Here is a 14,333-nt window from a genome sequence, read left to right as displayed (position 1 = left end):
TTTATTTTTACATGCAGGTCCCAGACTGTCGATCATAGTTTTCGTCTTGTTTTGTATCTTGAGCTCCTGGATAGGAGTAAATTTTACCTTCATAATTTCGTAACAGTACTTTATCTTCATAATATCCTATAACATAATCTGGATTCAAAGGGATCTTTCCACCCCCTCCCGGTCCATCAACCACATATTGCGGAACAGCAAAACCGGTTGTAAAACCTCTTAGATTTCTCATGATTTCCAATCCTTTTTTGATTGGCACACGAAAATGATCAGTTCCCTGAATAAGGTCGCACTGATAAAGATAATAAGGTCTAACTCTGCACCGGATCAGCTTTCTAACCAACTCCAGTATTATCTGATGGTCGTCATTGATCCCTTTTAAAAGCACAGATTGATTGCCCAACGGGATACCGGCATCCGCTAATTTTTCTAAAGCTATTTTCACTTCTATTGTCAATTCCTTTGGATGATTGGCATGGATATTGAGCCACAAAGGATGATAAGTTTTTAACATTTTGCAAAGACCGTCCGTTATCCTTTGTGGGAGGAATATGGGAATCCGTGTTCCAATCCTAATAATTTCAATGTGAGGGATCTCTCTTAATTGTCTAAGAAGTCTTTCAAGCCGACTGTCAGATAATAAAAGTGGGTCTCCTCCCGAAATAAGCACATCTCTAACTTCCCTATGGTTTTTTAAATACTCGAAAGCTAATTTGTCGTCGGTTTCTAGTTTTTGCCCACTAACCCCACTGACAATCCTGCTTCTAGTACAATATCGACAATAACTAGCGCATCTATCTGTCACAAGGAAAAGAACTCTGTCAGGATATCGATGAACCAGTCCTGGAGCCACCATATCTTTATCTTCTCCGCAAGGATCCGACATTTCATAGGGCAAGCTAACCAGCTCCTCGACTCTTGGTATTACCTGCCTACGGATGGGACAATCAGGGTTTTGTGGATCGATGAGATTAAAAAAATAGGGGGTAAGGGAAAAGGCAAGCTTTTCTTTTGAAGCAAATCTAAGACCACGCTGTTCTTCTGGACTTAGAGCTAGTTGCTTTTCAATTTGCTCTAGGGAATGCAATCGATTTTTCAGCTGCCAGTGCCAATCATTCCAATCTTTATCGGATATTGACATCCAACAACCCTTCCCTGGAGAAACGAAATCTCGATGGGAAACACTCAAAGCAAATACCTTATTTTTTGTTTATTAGCCTAAGGAATTGACCGTAGTTGTCAATAAGGAGAGAAAGATAAAAAGAAAAAAAAAATGGGCAGAGCTGGATTCGAACCAGCGAAGGCATAAGCCAGCAGATTTACAGTCTGCCCCCGTTGTCCACTTGGGTATCTGCCCAATTTTAAAAAACTTCTAACCTCCAGCATTGGCAATCTCTATCAAGCTTCTTTTCAATCATAAAATATTTAGCATAGTATAAGCTTTAAAGAGAAATTCTATCAGAGTTTTCCTTTTTCTGAATAATTTTCAAATGGTTGTTTTTTCCTTCCTCTTTTCCTTCTCCTTCCCTTTCTTCCTCTTCCTCGCCTTCTTCTTCAATCGCTTTTCTCAATGGCTTCGAAATAAAAGGTCTAAAGAAGCCATACAAAAGATATCCCAAAAAATCAACTGCCAACATCCACTTATAATAAACTATGGTCAATCCTAAAATAGAAACCACAAACAAAAATTTAGGAACGGTCCACTTCGTTTTCCAAGTAATGCCTTTGAAGCTAGGATAAAGATTCTTACTAAACATCATGATAGAGAGAAAAAGCAACAGGACTACCAATATGTACTTTCCCCAGCCCTTCTCAAGTTCCCTATCTGTTTCATAAAAATAAAGCATCAGTAAGGTAATGGAGCAGACTAGTCCTGCAGCTGCAGGAATAGGAAAACCAGTAAATTCTAGATTCGATCCCTTATACTGAGTAGCTAAAACATTGAAACGGGCAAGCCTTAGAGCTCCGCAAACCAAATAAATAGAAGCAACAATCCATCCTATTTTATGAGGGAATTGATAGAGAACTATCTCGAAGACCAACAAGGCTGGAGCAACGCCAAAGGAAATAAGATCGGCCAAAGAATCAAATTCTCTTCCAAACATGCTTTCTTTACCTCCAAACCGAGCGAGCCTTCCATCCAAAACATCAAATACAAATGCAGCTAAAATGAAATTTAAACTATTTTCGTAGGTATGAATCCATCCTGCCGTATCGCTGTCTCGTAGAATGCTTCCTTCGAGAATTTTTAGAATGGCAAGAAACCCACAAATCAAGTTGCCCGCTGTCAGCAAATTAGGCAAAAGATATATTTTTTCCTCTTTTTTTGCGTCCCATTCGTTCATGGCCATTTTGCAACTACCGTTTTCCCAGCTTCCACTTTCTCTCCATTATGTACTACCACTATACAGTCGCTTGGAAGAAAAAGTTCTGTTCTAGATCCAAACTTAATCATGCCAATTCTTTCTCCCCTTTTAATCGTCTCACCAGTTTCTTTCCAAGAAACCAACCGGCGCGCAATAAACCCAGCAATCTGTCTTATTCCTACAATACATCCTTTTGTCGATTGAATCCACCAATCCTGTCTTTCGTTTAATAAAGAGGCCTTTGGATTGCGTGCATCCAAAAAAATCCCTTTATGGTACTCTTTCTTAATAATTTTGCCATCAACCGGAGAACGGTTCACATGCACATCAAAGATAGAAAGAAATATAGATATTTTTGTTGCCTTCCCCTCATAGAAAGGAGATGTTTCTTCCATTTTTATTTCCACAATTTTGCCGTCTGCTGGAGCCAAAATATAATGAGGATCAGTAGGGATAGTTCTTTCTGGATTTCTGAAGAAATAAAAGAGAAAAAGAAGGGCTAATAAAAAAAAGACCCCTACAAATTTTGCTGGTTTGAAGGGTAAAAGCAAGAAGATCAAAGATAGCGTCGCTAGGGCAAAAGCAATGGGAAATGCCTCACGAAAAAGAAGGGAATCTTTCATAATTGGTATGTTTATAGTTTGGACAAGAAGCTATGGGTATATATGGTATCGAAAAAGACAATAAAAATAAAAAAAGGGGCCGCTTAAAAGCAAACTATCTATTAGGTCCAATAGTCCTCCAATACCTGGAATGACATGACCTGAATCCTTCACATGAGCATCTCTTTTGACCACGCTTTTAGCTAAATCACCTACCGCTCCAATAAATCCAATCACAACACTTAAAAGAATCGAATCGATCAAAGGAAAGCCAACAAAAAATTTTGAAAATCCAATAGGTAATAATATCCCAGCCAAAAAAGAGAAAAAAATGCCCCCTCCCAAACCTTCCCATGTCTTTTTAGGGCTAACATGAGGAATAAGCAGATGGCTGCCAAAATTTCTCCCTACAAGAAAAGCACCCGTATCGCTCAGTTTTGTTACCGCAATTAGATAAAATAAGGCAGCATCAGCGTTAAATGGTAATCCTTTACAAAAGGAGATTCGCTCAAGAAAACTAAAGAGAAAAGCAACATAAAAAAATCCTAAAAAAGTCAGAGCTATCGATGCTATTGGATTTGTTAGCTTGTCCCAATTCCAAATAACTTGACCAAATAGAATGGTTAACAATCCAAAATACAAGATCTGTTCAAAAAAAGGATAAAAGGAGTAGCCAGCAGTATGAACATTCTCAAAAAACCATATCCCTAGGTAAAGACAGAACGCAGCTGTAAAACCAGCCAAGCGAAATATCTTGTGGCCTTTGGCTTGTTGCATCCGATAAAACTCTTCCTGAGCTATAAGCCCAAAACACATAAAAATGATCATTTCGAGAATTTTTAAGCTGTATAATAGGGCTATAAGAATAACACCCCAAAGAACGAGAGAGGAAAGTAATCTCGAATAAAAATTGGATTCTTCTTTTAACATTTCAATAGTCATCATTAGGATAGAATTGAAATAGAGAGAATAGACAACAGAAAAGCTTCAGTTATCTCTTTTTTGCAGTTATTTGTCCGAATCTACGCTGCCTTTTTGCAAATATCGCCAGGGCTTCTAAAAACTCCTCTCTTCGGAAATCTGGCCAAAAGGTATTTGTAAAATAAAACTCTGTATAAGAGGACTCCCACAAAAGAAAATTACTCAGTCGCATTTCCCCACTTGTCCGAATCAAAAAATCTGGATCCGGAGAAAAATGTGTAGAAAGATGCGCTTTGAAAAATTTCTCATCGATATCGTTAAGGTTGATTTCTTTAGACTGAGCTTTTTTAGCTATTTCCCTCACGGCATTGAGAATATCAAGTCGTGCACCATAGCTCAAAGCAAGAGTAAGGATAAGCTTGAAATTTTTTTCTGTTTTTTTACAGGTAGCCATCAACTGATTTTGGAGACTTTTTGGTAAATCGGTCGTTCTGCCAATCGTTAATAATTTTATACCTCTTTCTACTAACTCATTCTCATTTTTTAAAAGAAAATCCTGAAACATCGTCATTAAGGCTCGAATCTCAAAATAAGGTCTTTTCCAGTTATCAATGGAAAAGACATAAAGAGTTAAATACTGTATTCCTATTTCTAAGGCTGTTTGAACCACTTCTTTGGCTGCATTCAACCCTTCCTTATGTCCCTCGATTCGAGGCAAATTTCTTTTTTCAGCCCATCGGCCGTTACCGTCCATGATTATTGCCACATGGTTTGGCACATTCTTCGCATCGAGCAAATAAGAATTAATTTCTGTATTGACTACTCCATTATTTTTTTGATGCTCGTTTTCAATTGTAATATTCATCTAAATAAAAGTTTGAATTTTCCTTCTCCAATTTTTCTTTTCCCGAATTTAAGGATAAAACATCTATAGACTAAGATGCTCAGAATTTTATTGAAAAAAAATTTATTCTGAATTATGCCCTCATTTTTTTTAAGATGTATTAATCTACAAAAAAAGTCTGTTCCCTATCGGCTCCAACTGACACAATTTTAATTGGAGCTCCCACAAGAACTCCCAACTTCTTCAAATACTCTTGAGCAGCTTTAGGTAACTCTTTAAAACATCTAACCCCTCCAGTATATTCGAGCCAACCTGGCATTTCCTCATAAATAGGGATGCACTCTTCCAACTGTTCTACAGAATTGGGAGGATATTTTAAAATCTTTCCCTTATATTCATAAGCCACACAAATGGGGATCTTTTCTATAGTATCAAGCCCATCGAGATTGGTAACAGCCACTTCGTGAAAGCCATTAATCAAAGAGGCATATCTAGCCAAAACGCCGTCAAACCAACCACATCGTCTCGCCCTACCCGTTGTCGACCCAAACTCTCTGCCTGTCGAATGGAGCATATTAGAAAGCTCAGCATTTTCTACTGGAAAAGGGCCTTCCCCAACCCGCGTGGTATAGGCTTTCATACAACCTATAACTCGAGAGATTTTATGTGGAGGCAATCCACTACCGGTAATAGCGCCTCCAGCAGTGGTATTGGATGAGGTTACAAAAGGATAAGTTCCAAAATCGATATCAAGGAATGTTCCTTGTGCACTCTCAAAAAGAATTTTTTTCCTTGAAAGGGAAGCTTCATGCAGCCAAAGCGTAGTGTTTGTGACCATTGAAGCAATTTCATCAGCTGCTGCTAAATAAGCATCAGCAATTTCATTCCATAACACAGGCTCTCCACCTAGAAAATTTATATAGCGGTTTTTTTCTTCAACAAGTATCTTGAGCTTTTCAGAAAATTTCTTTCTATCAAGAAGGTCAAGGATACGGAGCCCAACTCGGCTTACTTTATCCGCGTAGGCTGGTCCAATGCCCTTTTTTGTTGTACCAATCCGGCCTTTTCCCCGCCTCCTTTCAAGAAGTTCATCAATAATCCTATGATAAGGAAAGACCATGTGAGCTGTTTCAGAAATAAATAGCCGGCTGCGTATTTCAATACCTCTTTTTTCTATATTTTTTATTTCATCAACTAGTGACACTGGATCAATAACCATGCCACTGCCCAGCAAACAAAACTTATCAGGCCATAAGATTCCTGAAGGGATAAGATGGAGCACAAACTTTTCGTCATGAACCTCTACCGTATGCCCCGCATTATCTCCTCCCTGACATCGGACAACGACATCGACATCTTGGGTTAAAAAATCAATTATTTTTCCTTTCCCTTCGTCTCCCCACTGAGCTCCAACAAGAACAGAATTCATGATCCAGCCTTTAGTTTCCAACCCCAACGTAATGATAACCCATTTCGATCATCTTTTTTTTGTCGAGTAGATTTCTACCATCAAAAATGATCGGGCTGATCATTTTTGATTTCATCGATTTCCAATCTAGATTTATAAACTCCTCCCATTCCGTTGCAATAACTATGCAGTCAGCCTCTTCAGCGACATCTAAAGCTGAGGAACAATAATGAATCGAAGGTAGTACTTCTTCTGCCTTTCTCATTGCTTTTGGATCATAAGCTTGCACAATTGCTCCTTCTTTCAAAAAAACTCGTGCAAGATCCATAGCAACACTACATCTTACATCATCCGTATTGTTTTTAAAAGCTAAGCCCAAAAGGCCAATCCTTTTATCTTTTAAAACCCATAGAACATTGCGAATTTTTCGTAAAAATATTTCCTTTTGGTCGTTATTAATTTGAGACACTTCTTTGAGCAGCTTAAAATCGTAGCCCAATTCCTGTGAGATTTTGATAAAAGCAGCCACATCCTTTGGGAAACAGGACCCTCCCCACCCTATGCCAGCTTTAAGAAAATGCTTGCCTATTCTGTGATCCAATCCCATTCCCTCTGCCACCATTTGCACATTGGCTCCAGCTGCCTCGCATATCCTTGATAAGGCATTGATATACGAAATCTTTAAAGCAAGAAAACTATTGGAGGCATGCTTGATAAGTTCTGCGGAATTTAGATCTGTGATGAGTATCGGAGCCTTAAAAGGAGCGTAAACTTCTTTCATTATTTTAATAGCTCTTTCACTGGTAGCACCAATTACAACACGGTCAGGATAAAGCAAATCATGGATGGCAACACCCTCTCTCAAAAATTCAGGATTACTCACGACATCAAATTCGCTATTATGGCTATTATATCTTTTGATAGTTTGATAGACTTTTTCCCCGGTTTTGACTGGAACAGTACTTTTATCAACAATGACTCTATAATCTTTTAAAACAGCAGCAATTTGTCTGGCGACCTTTTCAATATAAGTCATGTCGACACTGCCATCTTCCAAGGGAGGTGTAGGGACTGCAATGAAAATGACTAAACTCTTTTCAACCCCTTCCTCTATGCTCTCAGTAAAATGAAGCGTTCCCTTCTTAACATTTTTTGGACCAGCTCTTCCAGTCCAGGTTCATAAATAGGAATATTTCCTGCAAGGAGGGATTTTATTTTGTTTGAATCATTGTCTATGCAAATGACTTCATGACCAATATCAGCAAAGCAAGCTCCTGTTGTTAATCCCACATAACCAGAACCTATGATTGAGATTTTCATTTTTTAAATTGTTCAATGAATGTGATGGACACTGTCGATTTTTGTCGTCGACAAAAAATTCACGCCATGACACCTTTTATTGTCTTTCTTAGATAATTTTAGCTTTTTTTAAATGTGAATTTTTACACGCGGAAAAAAACCAAAAAAACGATATAGTGATTTTCGGCTATCTTGCAATTTTAATTTTTAAAAAACCCGCTATATTCCATTAACTTTAAAAAAATTTCTCTCCTAGAATAAATTCCCTCCGAAAGCATTTAACCTTAAAAAATCGGCTCCATCCTATTATAGTTTTCTTATGTCTGAACTATTCATTGAAGAAATTCTTGCCAAAAAAAAAGGTATCCAAGGGAAGTTTCACGAAAAGACTTATACTCGATTGACGAGTGCCTATGGGGGATGGCCAGAGGGAAGCATTATTTTTAAAGATCTTATCATTGCAGGTTTCCCTAAAATCGGAAGAATAAACTCCTTGGAGTCCGGACTACGAGAACAATTTTCTGGTTCCTTTTGGATGGAAGAAAAAGTCGACGGTTATAACGTCCGGATTTTTCACCATGAAGGTCAAATTTATTGTGCTACTCGAGGAGGATTTATCTGCCCATTCAGTACGGACAGAATATTGGATCTTCTGAATGTAGAGATTTTCATCGATCATCCCAATCTCGTTTTATGTGGGGAAATTACTGGACCTGGAAGTCCCTACATTGAGGGACCTACCCCATTAGTTTCTGAAGATATTAAGCTTTTTATTTTTGATATTGCAAAAGATTCTACTATGGAATTTCTGCCTGAACGAGAGAAACACGAGCTTATTAGTCGATATGCATTGCCTTCGGTTAAGAATTTTGGCCTTTTTGAAAACCAACCTAAAGACTTGAGTCAAATAAAAAAAATTTTGTTATCACTTCACAACGAATACAGAGAAGGAGTTGTTTTTAAAGAAGAGCCTTTTGGCCGGCGCGCAAAATACGTCACAGCAAATTCTGATTTGAACGATATTGCCGTTGTTTCTCATAAGATTTTAGACGTGAGCCCTAACTATTTTATCGATAGAATCTTACGGTATGTGTTGTTTTTAACAGAACTGGGACTGATCGAAGAAAACAACTGGGAAGAAAAACTAGGAAAAGCGTTTGTTTGTGGAATCAAAGAAGTACTCAAAAATGTGCGAGAACATGGTCGCTCCTCCAGATTTTTTCGATGTCGATTTAGAGAATCAAAAAATGCTGAATATTTTATCGAACATCTCAAACATATTCCAGGACATCAAGAACATGTAATCATAAAGAAATTATACCAAGAGAACAACTATTGGATTTTGGAATTTGAAAAGACTTTTCCTTCGACTAGCGACACTTTAAGAAACTGGCTCTCCGGAGCCCTCCGGTTTGATTAGATTTTTTAAACAATCTCTTAAAAATTTTGCATTCATTATTTCAATGCCCATCTTATCAGCCCATTTTTTCATGCCTTCATCAGCTGTTACTAAAATCCCTTCCAATTCATAAGCTAAAAGAATGACATCAACATCCTCCCTGCTATCAAGGATGCCTTGTCTTAAGGCTTCACGATAACGATTTCTTAAGCGGTTTACCAACTGATCGAAAGGAATGGGACTTCCTCCATTGGGTCCTGCAAGTTTCAAATGTTCCTCAGCTATCCTTAGCCCATGATCAATTCTTTTCCTTATTTCTTCAATGAAATCATAAAGAACGAAACCAGGAATCAGAAGAGTAAATTTTCGAGGTGAACGAATGTGGACAGTCAATTCAAAATCGGAAGAGAAAAAACCGGCTCCTTTCATAATTTTCAGTTCTTGATAGGCAGACGACGGCATAAAAAATTGCGCATCGGCTTTGGTCGCTAAAGAAAGAAAATTTGAAAAAACCGTTGCATCGTCCTCTCCAAATTGTTGCGTAATATCTGGATTTGTAAAGACACTGGTATCCAGAACAAACTTTTTCACTCTTTTCTGTTCTTAAGGATCATTCTATCTTGATTTTTTTATTCACTCCACTCCAACATTTGTTGAATAGGAATAAAAGCTTTTTTACGGATTTCTACTGGCACATCAATTTCAGGATAATCCCTTTCAAGAGAAGAGATAACCTTATCTAGGGTGATCTTTTTCATGAATTTACATTGAGAGCAAGCACATCTGGGTGTCGAAGCCGGGATGAAATCCTTCTCTGGAATTTCTTTTTTCAGCCTAGTCGTCATTCCAACTTCGGTCACAATTATAAACGTTTTAGCCGGATGGTTTCTACAATACCTGATCATCTGTTCAGTCGAACAGACCTCATCCGCAAGCATTCTTACTGCTCTTTCACACTCTGGATGAGCCACAATTGGAGCAGAGGGATAATTTTTTTTCAAATGTAAGAGGGATTGATGCGTAAATTCCACATGCACATAGCATTCTCCAGGCCACAAATCCATCTGTCTACCTGTCTTGCTTTGTACCCATTCACCTAAATTTTGATCTGGAACGAAAAGAATTTTCTTATCAAGAGGGACTTTTTCGATGATTTTTATGGCATTAGCGGAAGTACAAATACAATCACTTAGTGATTTTACCGCCGCAGAGGTATTGACATAAGCTACAATAAAAACCTCTGGATTCTTCATTTTGTATTCAAGAAGTTCTTCATAAGAACAGGTATCCGAAAGAGAACAACCCGCTTCCAAATCAGGAAGGATTACTTTTCTATTTGGGTTTAATATCTTGGCTGTTTCAGCCATAAAATGAACCCCACAAAAAACAATCCGTTCTGCCGTAGTATCCCTGGCTTTAAAAGAAAGTCCTAGGGAATCTCCTATATAATCGGCTACTTCCTGAATTTCAGGCAACTGATAATTATGGGCTAAAATAATAGCACGCTTTTCTTTTTTAAGTTTTAAAACAGTTTCTTTTTTTTCTCTTACATCCATTTTTTGTTTTAAGTTGTTTTTTTAACTGTTCGTTTAGAAGACAATGCCGATTCCAATAAAATACAAATAAAACCGATAGTCAGATACGCATCAGCTAGATTAAAAGCAGGCCAATGATATTCTAAAATATGAATATCTATAAAATCGATCACATGGCCATGAATCACTCTATCTATCCAATTCCCTATGGCACCTGCAAATATTAAAGAGCTAATAAGCATATGAAAAAAATTCGAAAAAATTTTTTTTCTAAAAAAAATAAAGCCTATTAAAATTAATAATAGTGTAAAATATTCCCAAAATCCATTGTTTCCAGCAAATAATCCAAAAGCAATCCCTGTATTTTCAACAAAGACAAGATCTAAAAAACCTGGAATCAATTGTTTATTAAAGGAATTTCTAAAAAAAGAAGAAACCCAAGATTTTGTTATCCAATCAAGCAACAGAAAAAGACTCAAGTTTAGAATAAAGAAAAAGACTTTGAATAAATACCATTTAAAAATCTCTGTTTTATTCAAGGTAGATAAATAATGTGGTGGCGCCGATGGAGACCCCTTCATAGATAAAAATAGGATTTGGGGATAAAGTAAAAAAAATAAAAAAAAAATCAGAAATAATGCTCTTCTTCAAGTTCCTTCAGTCTTTTTTCATTGGTTTCTTCTACGACTTCTATAAGATTCGGTAATTCCAGAAGAACTTCAAGACTAAGTGGAATGTGATCGGAGAAAAAGCCAGTGGTTTCTATAATCTGCCGGTTATGGGAAAGATATACCCAAGCAAATTCATCACCCTGAATAATTCGAAATTGCGGATGTTCTTCATAAAAAATATCGTCCAGTTTTTCTATTACCATGGTTGACGTATAGTTCCCTTGTCCAGGAATTACCTGTTCAACTCTTTCAAAACGCTCCAACCAATGTGCCACAAATTTCTCAATTTCTTCTTTTGTAAAAGGTTGTAAAAAAACACCAATGTATCCACTTCGTCGTATCATAAAATCAGGCTCTTATTGATTTTTAATTGGCATTAAAACATAGACAAAATTCGTCCCTTCCGTTATCAGACAGGGATTACCTTTGGTTGACGGATTAATAAATTCTAAAATGACATCCTCTTTTTCCATTTCTTTTAAAGGATCCAAAAGATAGAAAGGATTAAAAGGAATTGAAAATGGCTCCCCTTTAAATTCTTTTATACTGATGGTCTCTTTGGCTTGTCCAATTTCTGGGGCCTGACAAGAAAGGACTAATTCTTGATTCCCTACAAAATTAAGGATAATTGGAATCGATCCAGAACCACTAGAAGCAATGGAAGAAACTCTACGGATAGAATGCATAAAGGTGTTACGATCAATAACCGCTTTTTCTGTGGTAGCCTTAGGAATAACCTGTTTAAAATTAGGATATTTGCCTTCAATAAGTTTAGAAAAAAAGAGAATATTGTCGTATTCTAAAAAAATTTTATTTGGATCCAAAAACATCTTTAGAGCCTTGTCAGAATTCTCTAGTATCCTAGAAATTTCCAAGATGGCTTTGGCTGGAACAATCCCTTCAGCTTCCAAACCATTAGTCTTAAAGTCATCAAAAACATAAGCCAACCTTTTCCCATCGGTAGCCGCCACTTCAAAACGACCTGATTTTACCGAAAACCACGCCCCATTTAATGCAGGTCTGCTTTCGTCAGCCATGGCATACTCGACCATTTTAAGCATCTTCCGTAATTTGCTTTGGGGCATTTCCATAAAATTATTAAACTTTCCAGGAGAGAATTTTGGATAGTCATCTTCTGGCAACCCGTTTAACTTAAATAAACAATTGCCTGAAGAAAGTGTTGTGAGGTGATTAGAATCCGTTTCTAGAGTTAGTTCATTTGACTCTAGCTCTCTGACAATGGTTAATAGTCTTCGGGCGGGCAAAGTGGTTATTCCACTTTCTGTAACTGTTGCTTTTAGGTTTAATTTTAAGCTTGTTTGTAGATCAGTAGCAAACAGTACAACCAAATCAGGAATCTGCGCCGTCAAATGCAAATGACTCAGAATTGGAAGAGTCGATCTAGGGTTGATAATACTTTGAATTAGCGATAAAGATTCAATGAATTGGTTTTTATCCACACAAAATTTCATGCTTGTTCTCCAATAATACCACTCTGTTTTTCTTATACATAGAATTCATAAGAATAATAAAAAAAGGGAAAAACCTTCTTAATCCTTATAAAGCAAAGACTTTTTTCCTTCTTTTATTTTGAATATTTTATCAATTCTTGTTAATAATTTCATACTTTAAGCAAATTTTTTAAAAAAACCCCTTTTTTTCACAACCATTCACATTTTATTGAGAAGAAGTTAATCTTTCGGTGATTTTTTTTATGAGCTGCATTAGATCTGGATCTTGAGCCATTTTTTCTGAAATGGTTCTTTGTGCATGGAGGACTGTTCCATGATCTCTTCCACCAAAGCTTTCACCAATCTGAGATAATGAAAAATTGGTCAGCTTTCTAGCCAAATACATAGCCACCATTCTGGGAAAAGCTATCGAAGATATTCTTCTTTTTGAAACCATATCCGAATACCTAATATCATAAGCCTCACAGACCATCTTTTGAATCATTTCAATTGTAATTGTTTTTGATGGTTGGATGGAAATAAGATCCTTGAGAAGCGATTCTACTTCTTCTAAACTAACTATTTCACGCTTATGAATAGAAATATAAGCACAAAGTCTATTTAAAGCTCCTTCCAGTTGTCGTACATTTGTTTTTATTCTTTCTGCAATAAATTCTAAAATTTTTTCTTCGATAGAAATGGAATAATTTTTCAATTTATTTTTTAATATAGCTAATCTGACTTCAATTCCAGGAGGGAGTATTTCGGCTGTCAATCCCCATTCAAACCTAGATATAAGCCTTTTCTCCAGGTTCTGAAGAGCACTTGGGGCTTCATCTCCACTTAATACAATCTGCTTACTCCCATCAAAAAGGCAGTTAAATGTGTGAAAAAATTCTTCTTGTGATCTTTCTTTCCCAGCTAAAAATTGAATATCATCAATCAAAAGCACATCGATTTGCCTATATTTTTTTCTAAACTGCACAAGATTTCCTTTTTGGATAGCCTCAATAAATTCGTTGGTAAACTGCTCCGAGGTGACATATTGAAGAAGGATTCTCTTGTTCTTTTTAAGAATATAATTGCCTATAGCCTGCATCAGATGTGTCTTGCCTAAGCCAACTTTTCCATATAAAAAAAGAGGATTATAAGCTTTGGCTGGAGATTCCGCTACTGCTTTTGCAGCCGCTGCAGCAAACTCGCAATTTGGTCCTACTACGAAGTTTTCAAAAGAAAATTTTAAATTTAATCCTTTTGATTCAATGACTGATTTTTCTTCTTGACAAGGCTGTTTAGAAGATTTTTCTATTATCCCCTTTTGCTTTTGATCATGATAAAAAGAAACCTTCAGATTTTTGCCAAGAATTCTAGAAGAAGCACCGATAACCTGAGGTAAATAATTTTCTTCTATCCAATATTGATAAATCGGATCAGGAGCCTTCAGTATTAAAACATCATTTTCTATACCTATCAATTCTATGGGATAAAACCACTTTTCAATCGCTTCTCTGGATATCACTTTTTGAAGTTCTAAACATATGCCATCCCAAAGGGAATGATATTCAGTAGTAGCCACTTTATTCACAAGTTATTCACAATTATTTTTTTTTGTTTTCAGATATACTATTTTGAATCAATTTTTATAACTCATTAAGCATCAATATTTAAATATTTTTTTCACAATAAAACTATTTGCTTAATGATAAAAAGTGGAAATGGTAATCAAAGTTATTCACATCATCATTATGTTTTTCTTTGAAATAGATTTTTTATTCTTTTTAATTTTTTTTCTCTCACAAGAAAATTGACATTTTAAAAAAATAAATTTTTTAAATAT

13 protein-coding genes, 1 tRNA gene and 1 pseudogene are annotated in these 14,333 nt (G+C 36.4%); 1 reads left to right on the top strand and 14 read right to left on the bottom strand.

The genetic code is table 11. The features are described 5' to 3' along the window. Nucleotides 1-7: 7 nt before the first annotated feature. The 8 genes and pseudogenes from kam1_RS00075 to kam1_RS00040 form a co-directional block, all read right to left on the bottom strand. A complete protein-coding gene (locus tag kam1_RS00075) occupies nt 8-1,141 on the bottom strand; it encodes a KamA family radical SAM protein (protein WP_052250489.1) in 1,134 nt (377 codons plus the stop codon). A 133-nt stretch (nt 1,142-1,274) separates the two neighbouring features. Beyond that, a tRNA-Tyr gene (locus kam1_RS00070) sits at nt 1,275-1,357 on the bottom strand. An 85-nt stretch (nt 1,358-1,442) separates the two neighbouring features. Then, nucleotides 1,443-2,345, bottom strand: a complete 903-nt coding sequence (pssA, locus tag kam1_RS00065; protein WP_235277263.1) for a CDP-diacylglycerol--serine O-phosphatidyltransferase — start codon at nt 2,343-2,345, stop codon at nt 1,443-1,445. After that, nucleotides 2,342-2,989 (bottom strand): phosphatidylserine decarboxylase family protein, encoded by a 648-nt coding sequence (locus tag kam1_RS00060; RefSeq protein WP_143958131.1) that lies wholly within the window; start codon nt 2,987-2,989, stop codon nt 2,342-2,344. The genes pssA and kam1_RS00060 overlap by 4 nt, the downstream gene beginning before the upstream one ends. A gap of 30 nt (nt 2,990-3,019) precedes the next feature. Beyond that, the gene (locus tag kam1_RS00055; RefSeq protein ID WP_235277261.1) at nt 3,020-3,898 is read right to left on the bottom strand and encodes a phosphatidate cytidylyltransferase; all 879 of its coding nucleotides are present in this window, start codon (nt 3,896-3,898) and stop codon (nt 3,020-3,022) included. Between the two features lie 61 nt (nt 3,899-3,959). Then, complete coding sequence (locus kam1_RS00050; RefSeq protein ID WP_052250485.1) at nt 3,960-4,754, bottom strand: isoprenyl transferase; 795 nt, start codon at nt 4,752-4,754, stop codon at nt 3,960-3,962. Nucleotides 4,755-4,893: 139 nt separating this feature from the next. Further along, nucleotides 4,894-6,162 (bottom strand): adenylosuccinate synthase, encoded by a 1,269-nt coding sequence (locus kam1_RS00045; RefSeq protein ID WP_039721596.1) that lies wholly within the window; start codon nt 6,160-6,162, stop codon nt 4,894-4,896. A 10-nt stretch (nt 6,163-6,172) separates the two neighbouring features. Continuing rightward, a pseudogene (locus kam1_RS00040) lies at nt 6,173-7,461 on the bottom strand (UDP-glucose dehydrogenase family protein). A gap of 298 nt (nt 7,462-7,759) precedes the next feature. Between kam1_RS00040 and kam1_RS00035 the strand changes: the two are divergent. Beyond that, nucleotides 7,760-8,860: an RNA ligase gene (locus kam1_RS00035; protein WP_039721516.1), complete on the top strand. Its 1,101-nt coding sequence runs from the start codon at nt 7,760-7,762 to the stop codon at nt 8,858-8,860. Here kam1_RS00035 and kam1_RS00030 read toward each other — a convergent pair. The 6 genes from kam1_RS00030 to dnaA all read right to left on the bottom strand — a co-directional run bounded on the left by kam1_RS00030 (nt 8,822) and on the right by dnaA (nt 14,081). Beyond that, nucleotides 8,822-9,430 (bottom strand): RNA ligase partner protein, encoded by a 609-nt coding sequence (locus tag kam1_RS00030; protein ID WP_039721515.1) that lies wholly within the window; start codon nt 9,428-9,430, stop codon nt 8,822-8,824. The two genes, kam1_RS00035 and kam1_RS00030, sit on opposite strands and share 39 nt — an antisense overlap. Nucleotides 9,431-9,468: 38 nt before the next feature. After that, nucleotides 9,469-10,395: a quinolinate synthase NadA gene (gene nadA / locus kam1_RS00025; RefSeq protein WP_052250488.1), complete on the bottom strand. Its 927-nt coding sequence runs from the start codon at nt 10,393-10,395 to the stop codon at nt 9,469-9,471. Between the two features lie 8 nt (nt 10,396-10,403). Then, nucleotides 10,404-10,955 carry a signal peptidase II gene (gene lspA, locus kam1_RS00020; protein WP_143958130.1) on the bottom strand — a complete coding sequence of 184 codons (552 nt, stop codon included), beginning with the start codon at nt 10,953-10,955 and terminating at the stop codon, nt 10,404-10,406. A 47-nt stretch (nt 10,956-11,002) separates the two neighbouring features. Further along, nucleotides 11,003-11,389: a hypothetical protein gene (locus tag kam1_RS00015; RefSeq protein WP_039721514.1), complete on the bottom strand. Its 387-nt coding sequence runs from the start codon at nt 11,387-11,389 to the stop codon at nt 11,003-11,005. 12 nt (nt 11,390-11,401) lie between these two features. After that, the gene (gene dnaN, locus kam1_RS00010) at nt 11,402-12,517 is read right to left on the bottom strand and encodes a DNA polymerase III subunit beta (protein WP_143958129.1); all 1,116 of its coding nucleotides are present in this window, start codon (nt 12,515-12,517) and stop codon (nt 11,402-11,404) included. A 205-nt stretch (nt 12,518-12,722) separates the two neighbouring features. Then, nucleotides 12,723-14,081: a chromosomal replication initiator protein DnaA gene (dnaA, locus tag kam1_RS00005; protein WP_143958128.1), complete on the bottom strand. Its 1,359-nt coding sequence runs from the start codon at nt 14,079-14,081 to the stop codon at nt 12,723-12,725. Between the last annotated feature and the right edge of the window lie 252 nt (nt 14,082-14,333).

Source organism: Methylacidiphilum kamchatkense Kam1 (assembly GCF_007475525.1).
Taxonomy (GTDB): Bacteria; Verrucomicrobiota; Verrucomicrobiia; order Methylacidiphilales; family Methylacidiphilaceae; genus Methylacidiphilum; species Methylacidiphilum kamchatkense.
The sequence above is the reverse complement of the archived record's forward strand: the minus strand, read 5'-3'. Positions and strand labels throughout refer to the sequence as shown.